The 19,849-nt window shown below is 67.3% G+C and carries 18 protein-coding genes; 9 read left to right on the plus strand and 9 right to left on the minus strand.

Going from position 1 to position 19,849, the window contains the following annotated elements; all coding sequences use genetic code 11:
* Positions 1-20 precede the first annotated feature (20 nt).
* The 5 genes from ACK4E3_RS03865 (at position 21) to ACK4E3_RS03885 (ending at position 4,727) form a co-directional block, all read left to right on the plus strand.
* Complete coding sequence (locus tag ACK4E3_RS03865) at positions 21-773, plus strand: competence/damage-inducible protein A (RefSeq protein ID WP_409696624.1); 753 nt, start codon at positions 21-23, stop codon at positions 771-773.
* Positions 770-1,855 carry a CaiB/BaiF CoA transferase family protein gene (locus ACK4E3_RS03870; RefSeq protein ID WP_409696627.1) on the plus strand — a complete coding sequence of 362 codons (1,086 nt, stop codon included), beginning with the start codon at positions 770-772 and terminating at the stop codon, positions 1,853-1,855. The genes ACK4E3_RS03865 and ACK4E3_RS03870 overlap by 4 nt, the downstream gene beginning before the upstream one ends.
* 92 nt (positions 1,856-1,947) lie before the next feature.
* The gene (locus ACK4E3_RS03875; RefSeq protein ID WP_409696630.1) at positions 1,948-2,628 is read left to right on the plus strand and encodes an SDR family NAD(P)-dependent oxidoreductase; all 681 of its coding nucleotides are present in this window, start codon (positions 1,948-1,950) and stop codon (positions 2,626-2,628) included.
* Entirely contained in the window at positions 2,625-3,485 is an 861-nt protein-coding gene (locus ACK4E3_RS03880; protein WP_409696633.1) for an HpcH/HpaI aldolase/citrate lyase family protein, read from the plus strand. The genes ACK4E3_RS03875 and ACK4E3_RS03880 overlap by 4 nt, the downstream gene beginning before the upstream one ends.
* A gap of 108 nt (positions 3,486-3,593) precedes the next feature.
* Complete coding sequence (locus tag ACK4E3_RS03885; protein ID WP_409696636.1) at positions 3,594-4,727, plus strand: beta-ketoacyl-ACP synthase III; 1,134 nt, start codon at positions 3,594-3,596, stop codon at positions 4,725-4,727.
* A 93-nt stretch (positions 4,728-4,820) separates the two neighbouring features.
* Here the strand turns inward: ACK4E3_RS03885 and ACK4E3_RS03890 are convergent, their stop codons facing one another.
* The gene (locus ACK4E3_RS03890) at positions 4,821-5,348 is read right to left on the minus strand and encodes a porin family protein (protein ID WP_409696639.1); all 528 of its coding nucleotides are present in this window, start codon (positions 5,346-5,348) and stop codon (positions 4,821-4,823) included.
* A gap of 193 nt (positions 5,349-5,541) precedes the next feature.
* Here ACK4E3_RS03890 and ACK4E3_RS03895 point away from each other — a divergent pair, with 193 nt between their 5' ends.
* Together ACK4E3_RS03895 and ACK4E3_RS03900 are read left to right on the plus strand one after the other, a co-directional pair.
* Entirely contained in the window at positions 5,542-6,156 is a 615-nt protein-coding gene (locus ACK4E3_RS03895; protein ID WP_409696642.1) for a hypothetical protein, read from the plus strand.
* A 52-nt stretch (positions 6,157-6,208) separates the two neighbouring features.
* Positions 6,209-7,246 (plus strand): mechanosensitive ion channel family protein, encoded by a 1,038-nt coding sequence (locus tag ACK4E3_RS03900; protein ID WP_409696645.1) that lies wholly within the window; start codon positions 6,209-6,211, stop codon positions 7,244-7,246.
* On the opposite strand, the gene ppdK is transcribed toward ACK4E3_RS03900, so the two are convergent.
* Positions 7,243-9,918: a pyruvate, phosphate dikinase gene (ppdK, locus tag ACK4E3_RS03905; protein ID WP_409696647.1), complete on the minus strand. Its 2,676-nt coding sequence runs from the start codon at positions 9,916-9,918 to the stop codon at positions 7,243-7,245. The two genes, ACK4E3_RS03900 and ppdK, sit on opposite strands and share 4 nt — an antisense overlap.
* A gap of 148 nt (positions 9,919-10,066) precedes the next feature.
* Here ppdK and trmFO point away from each other — a divergent pair, with 148 nt between their 5' ends.
* Complete coding sequence (trmFO, locus tag ACK4E3_RS03910; protein ID WP_409696650.1) at positions 10,067-11,497, plus strand: methylenetetrahydrofolate--tRNA-(uracil(54)-C(5))-methyltransferase (FADH(2)-oxidizing) TrmFO; 1,431 nt, start codon at positions 10,067-10,069, stop codon at positions 11,495-11,497.
* A 156-nt stretch (positions 11,498-11,653) separates the two neighbouring features.
* Positions 11,654-12,298 carry a CatB-related O-acetyltransferase gene (locus ACK4E3_RS03915; RefSeq protein WP_409696653.1) on the plus strand — a complete coding sequence of 215 codons (645 nt, stop codon included), beginning with the start codon at positions 11,654-11,656 and terminating at the stop codon, positions 12,296-12,298.
* Here the strand turns inward: ACK4E3_RS03915 and ACK4E3_RS03920 are convergent.
* From ACK4E3_RS03920 to recO, 7 genes are all read right to left on the minus strand, one after another.
* Positions 12,295-12,930 (minus strand): squalene/phytoene synthase family protein, encoded by a 636-nt coding sequence (locus ACK4E3_RS03920; RefSeq protein ID WP_409696656.1) that lies wholly within the window; start codon positions 12,928-12,930, stop codon positions 12,295-12,297. The two genes, ACK4E3_RS03915 and ACK4E3_RS03920, sit on opposite strands and share 4 nt — an antisense overlap.
* A 4-nt stretch (positions 12,931-12,934) precedes the next feature.
* Entirely contained in the window at positions 12,935-13,555 is a 621-nt protein-coding gene (locus ACK4E3_RS03925) for a hypothetical protein (protein ID WP_409696659.1), read from the minus strand.
* Between the two features lie 133 nt (positions 13,556-13,688).
* Positions 13,689-15,035 carry an MATE family efflux transporter gene (locus tag ACK4E3_RS03930; protein WP_409696662.1) on the minus strand — a complete coding sequence of 449 codons (1,347 nt, stop codon included), beginning with the start codon at positions 15,033-15,035 and terminating at the stop codon, positions 13,689-13,691.
* A gap of 68 nt (positions 15,036-15,103) precedes the next feature.
* Complete coding sequence (locus tag ACK4E3_RS03935) at positions 15,104-16,153, minus strand: M48 family metallopeptidase (RefSeq protein WP_409696665.1); 1,050 nt, start codon at positions 16,151-16,153, stop codon at positions 15,104-15,106.
* Positions 16,154-16,171: 18 nt separating this feature from the next.
* A complete protein-coding gene (locus ACK4E3_RS03940) occupies positions 16,172-16,741 on the minus strand; it encodes a LemA family protein (protein ID WP_409696668.1) in 570 nt (189 codons plus the stop codon).
* Positions 16,742-16,860: 119 nt separating this feature from the next.
* Positions 16,861-19,059, minus strand: a complete 2,199-nt coding sequence (gene parC / locus ACK4E3_RS03945) for a DNA topoisomerase IV subunit A (protein ID WP_409696671.1) — start codon at positions 19,057-19,059, stop codon at positions 16,861-16,863.
* A 54-nt stretch (positions 19,060-19,113) separates the two neighbouring features.
* Complete coding sequence (gene recO / locus ACK4E3_RS03950; protein ID WP_409696674.1) at positions 19,114-19,845, minus strand: DNA repair protein RecO; 732 nt, start codon at positions 19,843-19,845, stop codon at positions 19,114-19,116.
* Positions 19,846-19,849 lie beyond the last annotated feature (4 nt).

The following is a 19,849-nucleotide window of genomic DNA, read 5'->3' on the forward strand; positions in this document are numbered from 1 at the left end:
TCGAGCCCCAGACCCACCTCATGACCGAGCCGAGCCCCACCGCCGCCGTGCTGATCATCGGCGATGAAATCCTGTCCGGGCGCACGCGCGACACCAATCTGAACACCATCGCGCGCTTTCTCGCCGCCCACGGCATCGACCTGCTGGAAGGGCGCGTGGTGGGCGACAGGCGCGATCAGATCATCGGGGCGCTGGATGATCTGCGCCACCGCCACGACTATGTGTTCACCACCGGCGGCATCGGGCCGACCCACGACGACATCACCGCACAGTGCGTGGCCGATGCCTTTGGCGTGGCCCTGCCTGAGCATCCCGAGGCCCTGGCCATTCTGGAGCGGCGCTATGGGGCCGAGTTCAATGCCGCGCGCCGCCGCATGGCCCTTGTTCCCGAAGGCGCGAGTCTGATCCGCAATCCGGTCACCGATGCGCCGGGCTTTCAGATCGGCAATGTCTTCGTCATGGCCGGGGTGCCCGCCATCATGCAGGCCATGCTGGAGGACGTGAGCGGGAGGCTGCGCACCGGCCATGTGGTGCACGCGCGCACCCTGCGCGTCTCGGGCGTGGGCGAAGGAGCCGTGGCCGCAACCCTGGAGGCCGCAGCGCGCGGCGCACGGCATCTGTCGTTCGGAAGCTATCCCTTCGGTGCGGGCACGACGGGCGAGATCGGCACCCAGCTGGTGATACGCGGACGCGACGGGGCCAGCGTCGATGCGGCGGCTGCCAGCCTGCTGGACGAGCTAGCCGGGGCCGGAATCGCGGTGGAGGCCCTGTGAGCGCGCCGTCCGCCAAGGGCCCGCTGAAGGGGCTGCGCGTCATCGAGATGGCCGGCATCGGACCTGCGCCCTTTGCCGCCATGCTGCTGTCCGACCTTGGTGCCGAGGTGATCCGCATCGAGCGCCCCGGCTCTGCCGCCCAGCCCCGCGACGTGACCGCGCGCGGGCGGGTGTCGCTGGCGGTGGACCTCAAGGCCGAGGAGGGCCGCGCCCTGGCCCTGCGGGCCATCGGATGCGCCGACGTGCTGATCGAGGGCTTTCGCCCCGGCGTGATGGAGCGGCTGGGTCTCGGGCCCGAGGTGGCCCACCAGCACAACCCTCGCCTGATCTATGGCCGCCTGACCGGCTGGGGCCAGAGCGGACCTCGCGCCCACACCGCCGGGCACGACATCAACTACATCGCCCTGACCGGTGCGCTCGACGCCATCGGCGAGGCGGACGGCCCGCCCGTGCCCCCGCTCAACCTGCTGGGCGATTACGGCGGCGGCGCGCTCTATCTGGTGGTCGGCGTTCTGGCCGCCCTGCACGAGCGCAGCGGTTCGGGCCGGGGTCAGGTGATCGATGCCGCCATCGTCGATGGCACCGCCTCGCTGATGAGCCTGTTCCACTGGCTGAGTCACGACGGCCTCACGTCCATGCAGCGCGGGCGCAACATGCTGGGCGGGGCCGCGCCATTCTATGGCACCTATCGTTGCAGCGACGATCGCCACGTCGCCATCGGCCCGCTGGAGCCGCACTTCTATGCCATCTTGCTGCAGGCGCTCGGCCTTTCGGGCCTGGAGCGCGAGCCCCCCGAGGTGCAGCGCGAGCGCCTCGCCGCGACCTTCGCCACCCGCCCCCGCGATCACTGGGCGAAGATGACCGAAGGGCTCGATGCGTGTCTGGCACCGGTGCTGTCACTCGATGAGGGCATGAGTGATCCGCACATGCGCGCGCGCGCCGTGCACGAGACCCATTTCGGCGTGCCCCAGCCCGCACCCGCGCCGCGTTTCTCGCGCACGCCCGGTGCCGTTCAGGGACCACCGCCTGCCAGCGGCGAAGGCGGCTTGGCGCGACTGCTGGAGTGGGAAGCGCGCGGTTGAACACCGCGCCCGAGGCCCTATGGTCTGCTCCTGGCCGCGCGGACACGAAAATCGGCCCCCGTCAGAACCTCAATCGGAATCCTGGGTGAAGCATGAGCGCATCAAGACTGGTCATCACGGGCGGACTGGGCGCCCTCGGCTCTGCGCTCGTTCGCAAGGCCTGCGAGCAGGGCCATGGCGTGGCCGTGATCGATCACGCATCGAGGGGCGATCTGCCTGCGGGGGCGCATCTGATCGGCGGTGTGGACCTGACCGATGCCCATCAGGCCAGCGAGGCGATGCAGCAGGCCCATCAGGCGCTAGGCGGCATAGATGGTCTGGTGAACGTAGCCGGGGGCTTTCGCTGGGTCACGGTTTCCGACACGAAATCAGATGACTGGTCTGATATGTTCGCAATGAATGTCATGACGGCCAGCAACGCGACACGCGCCGCCCTGCCCGCGCTCAAGGCCACAAACCGTGGCAGTGTGGTGATGATCGGCGCCGCCGGTGCGCTGAAGGCGTCGGCGGGCATGGGCCCCTATGCGGCCTCAAAATCGGGCGTGCACCGTCTGGTCGAGGCCCTGGCCGAAGAGCTGAAGTCAGAGGGGGTGCGGGTCAATGCCGTGCTGCCGTCAATCATTGATACGCCCACCAATCGCAAGGACATGCCCGACGCAGACCCGTCCGCCTGGGTCTCGCCCGACGCCCTCGCCGAAGTGATCCTGTTCCTGCTGTCCGAGGGCGCGCGCGATGTGACCGGCGCGCTGGTGCCGGTGACAGGCCGGGTATGAACGCGCCGTTCCGAAGCCTTCTCTATGTGCCTGCCTTGCGCGAGCGGGCAGTGGAAAAGGCGCGCGCCCTGCCCTGCGACGGCGTGATCCTCGATCTGGAAGATTCCATCGCACCGTCAGACAAGAGCGCGGCACGCGCACGCGCCATCGCCGAGATCGAGCGCGGCGGCTTTGGCGGGCGGCACCTGCTGATCCGCATCAATGCGCCCGAAACCCCCGAGGGTCAGCAGGACCTGGCCGCGCTTGAGGCCACCTCCATGCTCGCGGCAGTGCATGGCATCGTGGTGCCCAAGGCCGAGAGCGCAGCGGACATCGAGAGGGTGCGCGCCCGGCTGCCCACCCTCGCTCCCTTTGCCATGATCGAGACGCCGCGCGCGGTGCTTTCCCTGGGCGTCATCGCCGCGGCCTGTGCGACGCACCGGCTCGGTGGCGGGCTGGTTCTTGGCAGCAACGATCTTCTCAAGGCCATGGGCGCACGCGACAGCACGGGGCGCGAGGCCATCACCGCTGTCATGACCCAGCTGGTGCTGGCCGCGAGGGCATTCGGCCTTCTGCCCATCGACGGCGTGCTGAACGATTTTCGCGACGAGGACGCGCTGACGGCCCAATGCCAGCAGGCCCGCCTCTACGGCTTTGCCGGCAAGAGCCTGATCCATCCCGCCCAGATAAATGCCGCCAATGCGGCCTTCTCGCCCGACGAGGACGAGATCGCGCGCGCCCGCGCCATCATCGCTGCGTTCGAGGCTGCGGAATCGGAGGGGGTGACCACGCTAGACGGCGAGATGATCGAGGCCCTGCACCGCGACGAGGCCCGCCAGACCCTCGCCTTCGCCCGCGCCTGCGGCATCACGCTTTAGCCACGCCATCAAAGCGCCCTTTCTCCGGCGCGCGTGCGTGCTATCAGGAACGCTCCAGATCAGAACCCGCAGGCGCTGGCCGCCTGATTGCCCAGAGGCAAACGCTTCGTGACCACCCCCTCCGCCGTCATCGCCGCCACCGGCCTGTTCACGCCCGCAGATGCAATCAGCAACGAGGAACTGGTCGACGCCTTCAACGCCTATGTCGAGCAGCACAATCACGAGCACGCCGAGGCCATTGCGGCTGGCACGGTGACGGCGCTTGAGCCCTCATCACCTGCCTTCATCGAAAAGGCTTCGGGCATCCGCAGCCGATTTGTCATGGACAAGGCGGGCATCCTCGATCCCGCCCGGATGCGCCCGCACCTGGCCCGCCGCGACAACGACCAGCTCTCCGTTCTGGCCGAGATGGCGGTGCGCGCCGCCGAAGACGCCATCGCGCGCTGGGGCAAGGATGCCGCCCACATCGATGCGGTGATCTGCGCGGCATCGAACATGCAGCGCCCCTATCCGGCCATGGCCATTGAGGTGCAGCAGGCGCTGGGCATCGAGGGCTTTGCCTTCGACATGAATGTGGCGTGCTCCTCGGCCACCTTCGGCATCAAGACCGCTGCGGACTTCATCGCCTCGGGCTCGGCGCGCGCCGTGCTGGTGGTCAATCCCGAGATCTGCTCGGCGCACCTGAACTTCCGCGACCGCGACAGTCACTTCATCTTCGGCGACGTGGCCACCGCCATCATCGTGGAGCGGGCAGACCTGTGCGATGGCGGCTGGGCGGTGCTGGGCACGCGGCTCAAGACCGTGTTCTCGAACAACATCCGCAACAATTTCGGCTTTCTGAACCGCACCGAGGACCAGCCCTCGCAAGAGGGCGAGGCCGGCAACGACCGCCTGTTCGTCCAGCTGGGCCGCAGGGTGTTCAAGGATGTGGTGCCCATGGTCAGCGAGATGATCCTGGATCACGCCGGGCAGCTGGGCCTGGAAGCCGCCTCGCTCAAGCGGCTGTGGCTGCATCAGGCCAACATCAACATGAACGAGATGATCGGGCGCAAGGTGCTGGGCCGCGAGCCCGGCCCCGACGAGAACATCATCATCCTCGACCGCTATGCCAACACCTCGTCCGCCGGGTCGATCATCGCCTTCCACCTGCACAGTGACGATCTGGCACCGGGCGATGCGGGCCTGATCTGCAGCTTTGGCGCGGGCTATTCGGCCGGTTCGGTGTTCGTCCGCCGCCGCTAGTGCGCCATCGCCAGCGCGCAAAAAAAAAAGGCGTGGCCCCGAGGGACCACGCCAGTCTGGATGCTCGATAGAAGAGCCTCCGATCCTTGCGGATCAGAAGCGACGCACGAAGTTCAGCGACCAGACGTCGGCGTTCACATCGCTGCTGCCGACGAAGTCGCGGCGGGTCCAGTCGGCGCGCACACCGTTGGAGCCGTCGAAGAAGTATTGGGCGCCGACGCCGTAGTTCCAGCTTTCGGTGCGGTCGTTGACGCGCAGCGCGCCCACGCGGGCCTTGGAGTCGGTCACGCCGTAACCGACGCGGGCCAGCAGCTCGAAGTTCTCGGCCACGGGCAGGAAGCCCACGCCATAGACACCGGCATCCCAGCGCTGGTCGACGTCGACACCGGCGATGGTGTCACCGCGCACGCCAATGCCCGCCTCGGCCTCGACGCCGAAATACGGGTTAACGCGCGCACCCAGGCGGCCCGTGATGGCGCCCAGATCAGCACCTTCGACGTCCATGTGCTGATAACCGATAGTACCGTAGGCATTGTTCACAATGCTCGGGCCTTGCTGGGCAAGAGCACCGGTAGCAGAAATGGCCATGATGGCAGCGGTCGTGAGAAGAACCTTACGCATTTTGTTTTCACTCCTTGTTATAACGACTTGCGAGGTCGCTGCCCTCCCCATGGCAAGGTAAGTAGGAAGGGCTTGAGGCAGTTCCAAGGCAGGATCGTTACTTCCCTGTAACTGTTGCGTCACAGACACACACGCCGTTGTGCGGCCCTGGCAGATGCGGTTAAGCTTCGGGCTCGAACCCAAGGAGACACCCATGCCCGCACAGCCTGTCCGCCGCACTCCCCGCACTCTTCCTGCCGCGATTGCTGCCGGTGCCCTGGCACTGCTGCTGGGCGTTTCGGCCTGCTCCGATCCCGAGGTTCAGCCCCCCGCCGATGCGCCCGAGACGAACGCGCCAGACGAGGTGACCATGCCTGAAGGCGGTGCGGCACTGGCGCTGGACACTGAGGGACTGCGCCTGGTCAACCGCGAGACCGGGGCCACGCGACTGATCGCGTTTGGCAGCGGCGACGAAGAGGCCATAGCGGCAGTGGCCGCAGCCATCGGTCAGCCGCGCGAGCGTAATGCCAACGAGGAGTGCCCCGCAGGCCCGCTCAGCTTCGCGGCCTATGAGGGCGGCCTGTCCCTGGCCTTCCAGAATAACAGCTTCGTCGGCTGGTCCGTGGGCCAGCCGGGCACCGGCTTCGCCACCATGAGCGGCGTGCGCGTAGGCTCCAGCCAGAGCGAGCTTCAGTCCGCCTACAGCGCCACCATCGAACAGACCACGCTCGGCACCGAGTTCCGCGCCGGAGATCTGGCGGGCACCCTGGACGGACCGGATGGGCGGGTCACCAATATCTGGAGCGGCGTGAACTGCGTCTTCCGTTGACGGGAGCCGCTCGCCCTCTGGCGCGTTTTCACGGGCACAGCCGGAGGGAAACTTGCAGGATATTCACGCGCTTCTGAGCTTCGAGCTTCTGCGTCTGGGCGGCTCGACCATTACCCTTGGCGGGGTGGTCACGGCCATTGTCATCGTCAGCCTGGCCGCTCTGGTTGCCGCGCTGATCTCAGGCACCCTTCGGCGCATCCGCATGAAGCACGGGCGCAGGGCCTCGGCGCTGTATGTGGTCGAGAAGATCAGCACCTATGGCCTGATCGTCATCGGCGTGATCGCGGGCCTGTCGACCATGGGGCTCAACCTGTCCTCGCTGGCGGTGTTCGCCGGTGCGCTGGGCGTAGGTGTGGGCCTTGGCCTGCAAGGGGTGGTCAAGGAGTTCGTCAGCGGCCTGTTCCTGATTTTCGACCGGATGCTGAACGTGGGCGACTACGTCGAGCTGGAATCGGGCATTCGCGGCGTGGTCACCGAGATCGGCACGCGCGCGACGCGCATCCGCACCAACGACAACATCAACATCCTGGTGCCCAACTCGCGCCTGATCGAGAACGCCGTCACCAACTGGACGCTCAAGGGCGACACGCGGCGCATCCACATTCCCTTCTCGGTCGCATACGGGGCGGACCGCGAGAAGGTGCGCGACGCGGTGATCGAGGCGGCACGCAATGTGCCCTTTACCCTGCCCGAGGACGACACCCACAAGACGCAGGTCTGGCTGGTGCGTTTTGGCGATTCCTCGCTCGATTTCGAGCTTCTGGTGTGGCCGACGCTTGAGGCAGTCAAGCGACCGGCGGCGATGCAGGCGGCCTATACCTGGGCCATCGCCGAGGCCCTCGACCGTGCCGACATCGAGATTCCCTTCCCCCAGATGGACCTGCGCCTGCGCAGCCTGTTCGGTCACGAGGGCGACGGGGCGCTGGAGGCGCTGGGTCTTCAGCGCGCTCCCCCGCCCAAGCGCAGGCCTGCGCACTCATCGCGCGGACGCGCCAATGATGCTGCCGATGACCTGCTTCAGCACGCCGAGCGTGAGGCACAGGCCGAAGCCGCCGAGCGCGACAGCGACGTGCAGCCGGACGATCGCTAGTCCCTCACCGCCAGGCTGTGCAGGGCTGCCTGTGCTGCGGCGAGGCGCGCGATCGGCACGCGATACGGCGAGCAGGACACATAGTCGAGACCGGCGCCCTCGCAAAACGCGATGGATGACGGATCGCCGCCGTGCTCGCCGCAGATGCCCAGCTTGACCTCGCCGCGCACGGCGCGCCCGCGCTCGACGGCGATGCGGATGAGGTCGCCCACGCCCTCGGTGTCGAGGCGCACGAAGGGGTCGTGCTCGAAGATGCCGCGATCAAGATAGACCTGAAGGAAGCGCCCCGAGTCGTCGCGGCTGATGCCGAAGGTGGTCTGGGTCAGGTCGTTGGTGCCAAAGCTGAAGAACTGGGCGTGCCCGGCCAGATCGCCAGCGCGCAGCGCCGCGCGCGGCAGCTCGATCATCGTGCCGACCAGATAGTCGATGCGTCGGCCCTGTTCCGCGAACACGGCCTCGGCGACCCGGTCGGTGAGCGCGCGCAGGAAGGCCATTTCCTCGCCCTTGGCCACCAGCGGGTGCATGATCTCGGGCATGGGCGCGGCGCCCGAGCGAGCCTCGACCTCCAGCGCGGCCTCAAGGATGGCCCGCACCTGCATCTCGTAGATTTCGGGGTAGGCGATGCCGAGGCGACAGCCCCGGTGGCCCAGCATGGGATTGGTCTCGTGAAGATCCCGCACCCGGCGCTTCAACGCGCCTGCATCCAGCCCGCTGTCCGCCGCCAGCGCCTCGATCTCGGCATCCGAATGAGGCAGGAACTCGTGCAGGGGCGGGTCGAGCAGGCGCACCGTGACCGGCAGGCCCGCCATGATCTCGAACAGGGCGACGAAATCGTCCTTCTGGAAGGGCGCGATCCTTGCCAGAGCCGCCCGGCGCCCGGCCTCGTCGTCGGCCAGGATCATCTCGCGCACCGCCCGGATGCGGGTGTCCTCGAAGAACATGTGCTCGGTGCGGCACAGCCCGATGCCCTCGGCCCCGAAACCGCGCGCCGTGCGGGCATCCAGCGGCGTCTCGGCATTGGCGCGCACCTTCAGGCGGCGCACCGCGTCCGCCCATTCCATCAGTCTGGAGAAGTCTCCGGTCAGCTCGGGCTCGATCATGGGCACCGCGCCCGCCAGCACCTCACCCTTGCCCCCGTCGATGGTGACGATCTCGCCTGCGCTGATGGTGCGTCCTCGCGCGCGGAAATGGCCTGCACGCGCATCGATCTGGATTTCTCCCGCTCCCGAGACGCAAGGACGGCCCATGCCGCGCGCAACCACTGCCGCATGGCTGGTCATGCCGCCGCGCGCCGTGATGATGCCGCGTGCCGCGTGCATGCCGTGGATGTCCTCGGGGCTGGTCTCCTCGCGCACCAGTATGACCGCAACGCCCGCCTGCCCCAGCCGCTCGGCCTCGTCGGCATCGAACACCACCTTGCCCGTCGCTGCGCCCGGCGAGGCGGGCAGGCCCTGGGCGATGACATCGCGCGCGGCATCGGGGTCGAGGGTGGGGTGCAGCAGCTGATCGAGCGCCGCCGGGTCGATGCGTGAGATCGCCTCCTCGCGCGTGATGAGCCCTTCGGCCACCTGGTCCACGGCGATCTTGAGCGCCGCCCTGGCCGTACGCTTGCCGCTGCGCGTCTGGAGCAGATAGAGCCTGCCCTGCTCGATGGTGAACTCCACGTCCTGCATGTCGCGGTAGTGGCGCTCCAGCCGGTCCACCAGCGTACGGAACTGGGTAAAGGCCTCGGGCATGGCCTCTTCCATGGAGGGGGCGCGCTCGCCCATCTCCTCGCGTCCCGCGCGCGTCAGCGACTGGGGCGTGCGGATGCCCGCCACCACGTCCTCGCCCTGGGCATTGATGAGGAACTCGCCATAGAGGCGCGCCTCGCCCGTGGACGGATTGCGCGTGAAGGCCACGCCCGTGGCCGAGGTCTCGCCCATGTTGCCGAACACCATGGCCTGCACATTGACCGCCGTGCCCCAGCTTTCGGGAATGTCGTGCATGCGCCGGTAGAAGCGGGCGCGCTCGTTCATCCAGCTGGCGAACACCGCGCCGATGGCGCCCCAGAGCTGATCGTGCGCATCTTGGGGAAAGGGCCGGTCCAGATGGCGCTCGACCACGGCCTTGTAGTCGCTGACCACACGCACCCAGTCGTCGGCCCCGAGCTCGGTGTCGACCGAGACGCCGAGGCGGTCCTTGTGATCGTCCAGCACCTCCTCGAAGGCGTCGTGGCCGAGATCGAGCACCACATTGGAATACATCTGGATGAAGCGGCGATAGGAATCATAGGCAAAGCGCCGGTCGCCCGAGAGCTGCGCCAGCCCCTCGACGGTCTCGTCGTTCAGCCCGAGGTTCAGCACCGTGTCCATCATGCCGGGCATGGACGCGCGCGCGCCCGAGCGCACCGACACCAGCAGCGGATTCGACACATCGCCGAAGCGCTTGCCCGTCAGGCTCTCGACCCTGGCCAGTGCCTCGCCGACCTCGGCCTTCAGGGTTTCGGGATAGGTGCGCTCGTGGGCGTAGTAATGGACACAGGCCTCGGTGGTGATGGTGAAGCCGGGCGGCACCGGCAGGCCCAGCGCGCTCATCTCGGCCAGGTTCGCCCCCTTGCCGCCCAGCAGCGCCTTCATGGAGGCATCGCCATCTGCCGCGCCGCCGCCGAAGCCGTAAACCCAAGTGCTCATGCCCTCATCACCCCGGAATCATCTGCCAAGGCCGCCTCGTGGCGGAGTGGTGATGCTCTAGCGTGAGCCGCCCTCAAAAGCCATGGTGACGGGCGGATCGCCATACGCGCGCTTTCACACAGCGGGCCGCTCGCCTATCAAGGCGCTCATGACCTCAAGCTCCTCCCCTGCCCTGCGCCCCGTCCATGTCGTCGGAGGCGGCCTCGCCGGTTCCGAAGCCGCCTGGCAGATCGCCGAGGCAGGCGTGCCGGTGATCCTGCATGAAATGCGCGGCGTGCCCGGCGTGCGCACCGATGCGCACCATACCGATGGCCTGGCCGAGCTGGTTTGCTCCAACTCGTTCCGCTCCGATGACTGGGAATACAATGCCGTCGGCCTGCTGCACGCCGAGATGCGCGCGCTGGGCTCGATCATTATGGCGTGCGGCGATGCCCATCAGGTGCCAGCAGGCGGCGCACTGGCCGTGGACCGCGATGGCTTTTCACGTGCGGTGACCCAGCGGCTGGAGTCGCACCCGCTCGTCACCATCGTGCGCGAGGAGATCGCGGGCCTGCCTCCCCAGGCGGACGAAGCGAACGGCTGGGACAATGTGATCATCGCCACCGGCCCGCTGACCTCGCCTGCCCTGGCCGAGGCGATCCTTGAGCTGACGGGCGAGGAATCGCTCAGCTTCTTTGATGCCATCGCCCCGATCGTGCACGCCGATTCCATCGACTTCGACATCGCCTGGCGCCAGTCGCGCTATGACAAGGCCGGGCCTGCGGGCGACACGGCGGCCTATATCAACTGTCCCATGGACAAGGCGCAGTACGACGCCTTCATCGATGCCCTGCTCGCCGGGCCCAAGGCCGAGTTCAAGGACTGGGAGCACGTGCCCTATTTCGACGGCTGCCTGCCGATCGAGGTCATGGCCGAGCGCGGTCGCGAGACCCTGCGCCACGGCCCCATGAAGCCCGTGGGCCTGACCAATCCGCGCGATCCCACCGTAAAGCCACACGCCATCGTCCAGCTGAGACAGGACAACGCGCTGGGCACGCTGTTCAACATGGTGGGCTTTCAGACCAAGCTGAAACACGGCGCCCAGGCCGAGGTGTTTCGCATGATCCCCGGCCTTCAGAACGCCCAGTTCGCGCGCCTGGGCGGGCTGCACCGCAACACCTTCCTCAACTCGCCAAAGCTGCTGGACGGCCAGATGCGCCTCAAGGCCATGCCGCGCCTGCGATTCGCCGGCCAGATCACGGGGGTCGAGGGCTATGTGGAATCGGCGGCCATGGGCCTGCTGACCGGGCGGCTGGCCGCGCGCGAACGTCTGGCAGAGGCGGGCCGCTCCGCGCCCCTGTCTCCGCCTCCGCCCGAAACCGCCACGGGCGCGCTGGTCAATCACATCACCGGCGGGCATCTGGAAGGCGCAAAGTTCCAGCCCATGAACATCAACTATGGCCTGTTGCCCCCGCTGGAGGCCCCGCGCCAAGACGAGGACGGCAAGCGCATCGCACCCAAGGATCGCGGGCGGGCCAAGAAGCGTCTCATGAGCGTGCGGGCGCTGGAGGCCCTGAACCGCTGGAAGACCGAGGCTTGACCATGCAGGCGCGTACAGGCTCAGATGCTGACCTGACCGGAGTTCGCCTGACGTGATCAGCTGACGAGCGCGGGTCGGGTCGCCGCGATACGGCGTCCTCCGCGCGCAACGACATGACCGTTCCTGTCCTTGCCCACGTTCTCGCGGAGCACGTCCATGCCTGTCGTGACCGGCCCTGATCCCTCGGCCGCTCATCCCCTGCCGCACGCCTCGACCATGGTCTTTCTCAAGGCCATTGTGACCAATCCCCAGATCGAAGTCGGCGACTTCACCTACTACCATGACCCCGAAGACCCGCTCGGGTTCGAGAAGAACGTCCTCTACGCCTTCCCCTTCATCGGTGACCGGCTGGTGATCGGAAGGTTCTGCGCCATCGCCTCGGGCGCGACCTTCCTGCTGAACGGCGGCAACCACCACACCGAGACGCTCTCGACCTTCCCCTTCGGAATCTTCGGCGGCGGCTGGGAGGCGGCCCTGCCCGAAACCTGGCCGCACAAAGGCGACATTGTTATCGGCTCGGACGTCTGGATCGGCCAGGGCGCGGTGCTCATGCCCGGCGTCACGGTCGGTCATGGCGCGGTCATCGCCGCGCGCAGTGTGGTGACCTCAAACGTCCCGCCTTACGCCATCGTCGGGGGCAATCCGGCCCGGGTCATCCGCTTTCGCCGGACCGAAGCGGAGATCGAACGCCTGCTGGCTCTCGCGTGGTGGGACTGGCCGGTCGAGGTCATCAGCCGCAATGTGAAGCTGATCGCAGGGTTCGATCTGGAGGCACTGGAGAGGGCCGCAGCAGAGCGCTAGACCCGCCCCGTGAGACTCGCCCAGACCAGCTTCAGCCGCTTGAGCGGTTCGGGTGCGGCGGGATCCAGCAGGCTTGCATGGGCCACGGCGGGAAAGGCCACGGTCGGAAGAGCCTTCAGGGCAGCATTGGCCGCTCCGCGCAGGGCGCGCGCCTCATCGGCCCGCCCTGTCTGTGACAGACCTCGCATCCGGCCAGCTTCGACCACGGCGGCCTCATGCCCCGGTCCGGCCAGCACCCGCACCCCCGCCTGCATCGGCCCGACATAAAAGGCGTCCAGGTCATGGGCCTTGCCATGCACCCGGCCGATGTGCGCCTCGATCAGGGCATCGAGAATCGCGCGCTCCAGAGCGTGCCGCCGGACCACACCGCTGAGGGCCTCCAGCAAGGGGTGACCGATGGGCGGCGCATTCGAGAACACCCCCTCCAACTGGTCGGCCCACCAGCGATAGCGCATCTCGGCCAGCAGAGGCTGGGTCACCCGCGTCGGAATGACCATAAGCTCGGCCTCAAAGGCATAGAGCGTGATCAGATCGGCGCGCAGGCTCTCGTATGCCACAAAACGGCTGGACAGCCAGCGATCGGGATCGGCGGCCCGGACCTGTGCGTCCAGATCGACAGGCGATGCAGGCAAGGGATCAGCCGAACAGCGTCTGATACATCGCCATGGAGGTCAGCATGGGCAGGGACAGAAGAAGGTTCGTGCGGCTGCCCAGCATGGCAATGCGCGCAGCCTTCGCCTTGGTCTCCGCATCGGCCTCGACGATGCCGAGCGCGCGCTTCTGGTTCGGCCAGATGATGCCCCAGACATTCAGGAACATGATGATCGCCAGCCAGACCCCGATGCCCAGCAATGTGAACTGCTGGTCGCCCTCCACATAGCCGCCCGCAAAGCCGAGGCTGAGCATCTCTGCGGCATAGTCATGGCCGCGAAGCAGGGCGAGGGCCAGGCCCGCCACCACCGTGACCAGCGCCGCCCAGCGGAACCAGAACAGGGCCTCGGGCGCGATGTATTTCGATACCGCCGGTTTCAGCTCGGCGGGGATTTCGGGCATTTTGCGGATCTGGACGAAGTTGAAATAGTAGAGCAGCCCGATCCACAGGATGCCGGCCACCACGTGCACCCAGCGCGCCACCGCCTGCCAGAACAGGGCGTCGAAACCGCCCGGTGCCTGCGCCCCGAACGCGTAGATCATCACCAGTGCAAACAGGGCGCTCAGCCCCAGTGTGATGCGGAAATTGCCCAGAAAACCCGCCATGACGTCTCTCCCCCGTTCGGCAAGCAGAACCCCGCCGGAATCAGGAGCCGAGCATAGCCATCCGCGCGTCCCGCGTAAAACGGTGAGGGAAGCCCTCAGCCTCGGTTCACGCCACGGGCCTGCAACTTTCGCCCTAGACCCGCCTGCCCACGCGCACGAAGCGCCCGCACAACAGGCTGGCCGAGACGAGGCTCGCCACGATCACGCTCCAGACGATGCCGTCCACGCCAAGGCCCAGCGGGTGCGCGAACACATAGCCGAGCGGCAGCATGATCAGGCTGTAGCTGACGACGTGCATGATGGTCGGCCACCAGACATCTCCCGCCGCGCGCACCGCCTGGGCCGCCACCACCTGAAGGCCGTCGGCCACGAAGAACAGGCATGACAGCACCAATGCCGGCACAATGAGCGCGATCAGGGCCTCGTCGGTGGCATAGACCCGCGCTATGGCCCCTGCGCCCAGCCAGACCACCAGCCCGATCACGCCGGTCAGCACCACGGTCAGGCCAAAGCCGAGCCCTCCGGCCTGAAGCACGTCGGCGCGGCTGCGGGCACCATAGGCACGCGCCACCAGCACCGCCGTGGCACCGCCCACCCCCATGGGCACCATGAACACCATGGCCGCGACATTGAGCACTATGGTCCAGGCCGCAACCTCAAGCCCGCCCAGCCATCCGGCCACGAAGCTCATGGCGGCAAAGGCACCCACCTCGATGAAATAGGAGGCACCCGCCCCGTAGCCCACGCGCCTCTGCTCGCGGGCGGTGGCGCGCTCGTGGGTCTGGCAGCCCCACAGGTTCCAGTGACGCGCCTCGGGCAGGCGCAGGATGAACACGATCAGGAACACCGCCAGTGTCAGGCGCGCGCCAAAGGTCGCCCAGGCTGCGCCCACCGCCCCGTCGATGGGCACGCCGTGGCCGGGCACCAGCCACAGGTTCAGGCCCAGATTGACCAGATTGGCCACCCACATGGCGATCATGCCGGGCTTGGGCCGCCCGAGCGCCTCGAGAAAGAAGGTGGCCACCACCGAAACCAGATAAGCGGGCAGCGACAGCGAGAAGATGATCAGCGGCCACACCGCGCCTTCGCCAAGGCCGGGCTCCAGCCCTGCGCGCACCAGAGCCCATGGCCCGGCCAGCACCAGGGCGATCATGGCGGCAAGGCCGATCTGGAGGCTGTAGACCAGGCCCCTGCGCAGCACCGCGCCCACCTCGCCATGACGGCCCTCGCCGGTCAGGCGCGCGGCCATGACCTGCACGCCCAGCAAAAGCCCCACCGCCGTCGTCAGGACGATGGAGGTCGGTGCCCAGGCGATGGAGTGAAAGGCCAGTTCCTGCGCAGCATAGCGGCCCACGACAATGGCATCGGTCAGGCCCATGACCATGATGCCGAGGCGCGCCAGCACCACCGGCCAGGCCAGCCTGATCAGGTCTTCGAGGCCGCGCAGTCGCGGATGGGACGCTTCGAGCGCGCGCAGCATGGACTTTGACTTGTGAGAGAGACGCGAGCGCGCAGGTGGCACTGCGCGGCGCCGAATTCAAGTGCCCCTCAGCCGACCGGCGGCACGGTCGTGGACGTCGGGGCGCCCGGCGCACTGACATGGACGCGCGGACTGCTGCCCGGCCCCTCGTCGCGCCCGCCCGCATAGCGCATCAGCGCCTTGATGCGTTTTTCGATGGGCGGATGGGTGTTGAACAGGCCGATGGCGGCATTGCCCTCGTTCTCGAGGAACATACCGCGCAGCTCGTCCGGCGCTTCCAGCCTGGACTGGCCCGACACCTTGCGCAGCGCCGAGATCATGGCGTCGGGGTTCTTGGTCAGCTCGACCGCGCCAGCATCGGCCACATATTCGCGGGTGCGCGACAAGCTCATGCGCACCACAATCGCCAGCACATAGCCGATCACCGCAATGGCCAGACCGATCAGGATCAGCACGCCGCCCGCGCTGCGGTTCGAGCTGTTCCCGCTGCGGTTGGAGCCGCCCATGGCCATGAAGCGGATCGAGCGGAACATCATCTCGGCCACCAGCGACACGATGCCTGCGAACACCGCCGCGATGACCATGGTGCGCACGTCGCGGTTGATGATGTGGGCCAGCTCGTGCGCCAGCACCGCCTCAAGCTCGTCGCGGTTCAGGCTGTTGACCAGCCCGCGCGTGACGGTGACCGAATACTGCCCTTCGTGCAGACCGGTCGCATAGGCGTTGAGCATGTCCGTCTCGATGATGCGCAAGGTGGGCGTGCGCAGCCCGCGCGAGATGGCGAGGTTTTCCAGCAGGTTGTAGAGGTCCGGGTCGGTGCGCCGCTCGATCACGCGCGCGCCGGTGGCCATGTCGATGATCTTCTGGTTGGCGAAATAGGCGATCACGAACCATATGGCCGCAACCACGAACGCCATGGGCGCGCTGGTCAGCATCATCTCGAAGCTGAGCATCAGATCGGCACCGAGATCGCCCGTGGAGGGCAGCATCCCTGCCCCCATCATCATCAGCTGGGCACCATAGATGATGGCCAGCAACAGGAACGGGAAGGCGCCCAGCAGAAAGATCGAGCGCAGGTTGTTGTTCCAGATATGGGTCTTGAGACCGAGCGCGCCCACCGCCTTGATGCTTTCGGCCTAGAACTTCACCTGCGGTGGTGCCGCGTTCATCGAGGCGCGCTCGCTCTCGCCCACGTCGAAGAACGGCTTGTCCGAGCCAAAGCCCACCAGACCGGCAAAGATGATGGTGGGGAACTGGCGGCGCACGGCGTTGAACTCTCCCACCGCATTGTTGAAGAAGCGGCGCGCGGCAGCCAGCTTGTTCTCGATGTCCGACAGGTCCGATTGCAGGCGCAGGAAGTTCTGGTCGGCCTTGAGCTGGGGATAGGCCTCGCTGAGCGCGAACAGGCGGCCAAGCGCGCCGGTCAGTATGTTCTCGCTCTGCACGCGGTCATCGATGCTGGTGGCACTGGCGGCGGCGTTGCGCGCCTGGATGACGGCCTCAAGCGTGCCCCGCTCGTGGGCGGCATAGCCCTTCACCGTCTCGACCAGATTGGGGATCAGGTCCTGGCGCTGCTTGAGCTGCACATCCACGTCCGCGAAGGCCTGATTGGCACTCTGGTCGAGCGCCACTAGGCGGTTGTAGGCGCCGACGACCAGCAGCAGCAGCAGGACGACGACGGCACCGATGATGATCCAGGTCAGCATGACATCTCCACGATCCAGCACGTTCGGCCCTGCCAGACTTCCCGCAGAGCCCCGTTACGCCACAGGCTAGCGAGAGGGCTGCGGCAACGCCATAAAAATCGGGACCACCTGAACCGGGATCAGCGGAAGCGCTTCAGGCCGCGCGGTGCGGGCTTGCCTGCACCGGCTCTGCGCCCCAGCCACTGCTGCCAGTCCAGCCACTGGCGACGGCGCCCGCCGCCATCGACCCACTCCGGCCCGCTCTCGGCGCTGAAGGTGGTGACATCGCGAAGCCCGCCGTCGAGGTACATCTGCAGGCGCACCCCCTTGCCGCGTGCCATCTCGGGCAGCTCTGACAGGGGGAAAACCAGCGCCTTGCCGTTCGCGCCGAGCGTCGCGACATGATCGCCCTCGGCACGGATCGCTACGCGCAAGGTGCCGTTCAGCACCTGCTTGCCGCCGCGCTTGCTGGCCAGAAGATCGTTCTCGGGCGCGATGAAGCCATAGCCCGCATCCGAGCCCAGCAGCAGCTTCCCGCCGTGGCGGTGCACCACAAGCGCAACGATCTCCACGCCCTCGTCGAGGTCGATCATCAGGCGCACCGGCTCGCCGTGGCCGCGCCCAGAGGGCAGCTTGTCGGCCCCCAGGGTGAAGATGCGCCCGTCGCTGCTGGCCAGCAGCAGCTTGTCTGTGGTCTCGGCGACGAAGTGAATAGCCAGCTTGTCGCCTTCCTTGAAGCGCAGCTCGGAAGCATCCTCGATCCGCCCCTTGGCCGCGCGAATCCAGCCGCGCTCCGACAGGATCACCGTGATGGTCTCGCGCGCCACGAACGCCTCGACGGGCGCACGCACGCTCTCGATGGCGCCTGAAATATCTGTGCGGCGGGGCGAGGCGATGGCCTTGGCCACCTCGCGAAGCTGGGCTGCGACGGCCTTCCACTGGCGCGCCTGCGATCCGATCAGGGCCTCCAGCCCGGCCAGTTCGCTGGACAGCTCGGCGTGTTCCTTGTCGATCGCCATTTCCTCCAGCCGCGCGATCTGGCGCAGGCGGGTGTCGAGGATGAAGTCGGCCTGCACCTCGCTCAGGTTGAAGCGCGCGATCAGCACGGCCTTGGGATGCTCCTCCTCACGCACGATGCGGATCACCTCGTCGAGATGCAGGAAGATCAGCTTCAGCCCGTCCAGCAGATGCAGCCGCTTGCGCACCCGCTCCAGCCGCCATTGCGAGCGGCGCACCAGCACCTCGCGGCGATGGTTCAGAAAGGCCTGAAGGCACGCCTTCAGCCCCAGAACGCCGGGCCGGTTGCTCTCGTCGAGCACGGTGATGTTGACGGGAAAGCGCACTTCGAGATCGGACAGCCGGAACAGGCTCTCCATCAGCACCTCGGCCTCGACGTTGCGCGCGCGCGGCTCCAGCACCAGCCGGATGTCCTCGGCGGATTCATCGCGCACATCGCCCAGCAGGGGCGCTTTCTTGCTCTCGATCAGCTCGGCGAGCTGTTCGATCAGGCGGCCTTTCTGGACCTGATAGGGGATTTCGGTAACGATGATCTGCCACTGGCCCCGGCCCAGATCCTCGACACTCCAGCGCGCACGCAGGCGCACGCCACCCTTGCCCGTCTCATAGGCCTCGAAGATCCCCGCCTCGCCCTCGACACTGACCCCGCCGGTGGGAAAGTCGGGACCGGGGATGTGCGCCATCAGCTCGCGCGTGGTGATCTCCGGCCGCTCGATCAGCGCCAGACAGCCCTCGATCAGCTCACCGGCATTGTGCGGCGGGATCGAGGTAGCCATGCCGACCGCAATGCCCGATGCCCCGTTGGCCAGCAGGTTCGGAAAGCCTGCGGGCAGCACCACCGGCTCCTCGTCCTGATCGTCGTAGGTGGGGCGGAAATCCACCGCATCCTGCTCGATGCCGTCGAGCATATAGAGGGCCGCAGGCGTCAGCTTGCACTCGGTGTAGCGCATGGCCGCGGCGCTATCGCCGTCAATGTTGCCGAAATTGCCCTGACCGTCCACCAGAGGATAGCGCTGGGAGAAGTCCTGGGCGAGGCGCACCAGCGCATCATAGATCGAGGCATCGCCATGGGGGTGATAGCCACCCATGACCTCGCCGACCACCTTGGCGCACTTGCGCGCTGCGGCCTGCGGGTTCAGGCGCATCTCGTGCATGGCATAGAGGATGCGCCGGTGCACCGGCTTCAGCCCGTCGCGCACGTCCGGCAGGGCCCGGTGCGTGATGGTGGACAGCGCATAGGCCAGATAGCGCCGCGACAGCGCCTCGCCCAGCGGTTCCTCGATGATGCGGCCACCTTCGGGCGGCGGAGTGAGAAGCGTCATGGTATGCGAATCGTCACAAGGGTTGAGCCGGGAACACTAGCCTGAATCTGCGCGTCAGAGACGACCCGTGACGTCCAGCAGGTCTATCATGTGGGTGCGCGCGGCCGGCAGCGGCCGGTTGAGCGGGTGAAAGATGTACTGCTCGAGGAAATGACCAGTCATCTCAAGCCCGGCCCTCACATCGCCCTGCGCCAGAGCCCCCTGGTTGCCGAGCAGGAACGGCGGCAGGCGAAGCAGCCGGTCGGCATAGGGTGCACCGGCCGCACGGCTGACGGCACGGCCCGTGCGCGGACTGACCCAGATCAGATCATCGGCGCCTCCGCTGACAGCACAGCGCGTCAGGTCGAGCCCGAAGCCCAGATCATCAAGCAGGCCCGCCTCGAAGCGCACGAACACCGCAGGCCAGATGTCATTGTCGGTCAGGGCCGCCATCAGGGCCTTGAGGGCGAAATAGGCCCCCGGATGGGGCTCGCGCTCGGGCAATGCGCCTTGCGCCACCGCGCTGGCCGCGTTCAGCCCCGCCAGGGCGAGGCGATCGTCGAACAGGGCCGCCGGCCCCTGCGAAAGCGGCTCGAGGCGCACAGACCCCAGATGCTCGGACGTGCGCGCGCGATAGTCGGCCATGACCTCCGCGCCCGGTTGCAGGAAAGGCTTGATGCGCCGGGAGCTTCCTCCGGCCACATAGGCCAGCCGCCGCCCGTGGGCCGCGAACAAAAGCTCCACGATCGCACCCGTGTCGCCATGGCCGCGCGCCGAGAGCACCACCGCCTCTTCCTGAAACTCCATGCCC

The sequence above is a fragment of the Brevundimonas sp. genome, from assembly GCF_046299595.1.
In the GTDB taxonomy this organism is placed as follows: Bacteria; Pseudomonadota; Alphaproteobacteria; order Caulobacterales; family Caulobacteraceae; genus Brevundimonas.

Coding starts and splice junctions, on each gene's coding strand:
- ACK4E3_RS03865 (WP_409696624.1), top strand. CDS start 21: ATGACCGAGCCGAGCCCCACCGCCGCCGTGCTGATCATCGGCGATGAA.
- ACK4E3_RS03875 (WP_409696630.1), top strand. CDS start 1,948: ATGAGCGCATCAAGACTGGTCATCACGGGCGGACTGGGCGCCCTCGGC.
- ACK4E3_RS03880 (WP_409696633.1), top strand. CDS start 2,625: ATGAACGCGCCGTTCCGAAGCCTTCTCTATGTGCCTGCCTTGCGCGAG.
- ACK4E3_RS03890 (WP_409696639.1), bottom strand. CDS start 5,348: ATGCGTAAGGTTCTTCTCACGACCGCTGCCATCATGGCCATTTCTGCT.
- ACK4E3_RS03895 (WP_409696642.1), top strand. CDS start 5,542: ATGCCCGCACAGCCTGTCCGCCGCACTCCCCGCACTCTTCCTGCCGCG.
- ppdK (WP_409696647.1), bottom strand. CDS start 9,918: ATGAGCACTTGGGTTTACGGCTTCGGCGGCGGCGCGGCAGATGGCGAT.
- trmFO (WP_409696650.1), top strand. CDS start 10,067: ATGACCTCAAGCTCCTCCCCTGCCCTGCGCCCCGTCCATGTCGTCGGA.
- ACK4E3_RS03915 (WP_409696653.1), top strand. CDS start 11,654: ATGCCTGTCGTGACCGGCCCTGATCCCTCGGCCGCTCATCCCCTGCCG.
- ACK4E3_RS03925 (WP_409696659.1), bottom strand. CDS start 13,555: ATGGCGGGTTTTCTGGGCAATTTCCGCATCACACTGGGGCTGAGCGCC.
- ACK4E3_RS03930 (WP_409696662.1), bottom strand. CDS start 15,035: ATGCTGCGCGCGCTCGAAGCGTCCCATCCGCGACTGCGCGGCCTCGAA.
- ACK4E3_RS03940 (WP_409696668.1), bottom strand. CDS start 16,741: ATGCTGACCTGGATCATCATCGGTGCCGTCGTCGTCCTGCTGCTGCTG.
- parC (WP_409696671.1), bottom strand. CDS start 19,059: ATGACGCTTCTCACTCCGCCGCCCGAAGGTGGCCGCATCATCGAGGAA.
- recO (WP_409696674.1), bottom strand. CDS start 19,845: ATGGAGTTTCAGGAAGAGGCGGTGGTGCTCTCGGCGCGCGGCCATGGC.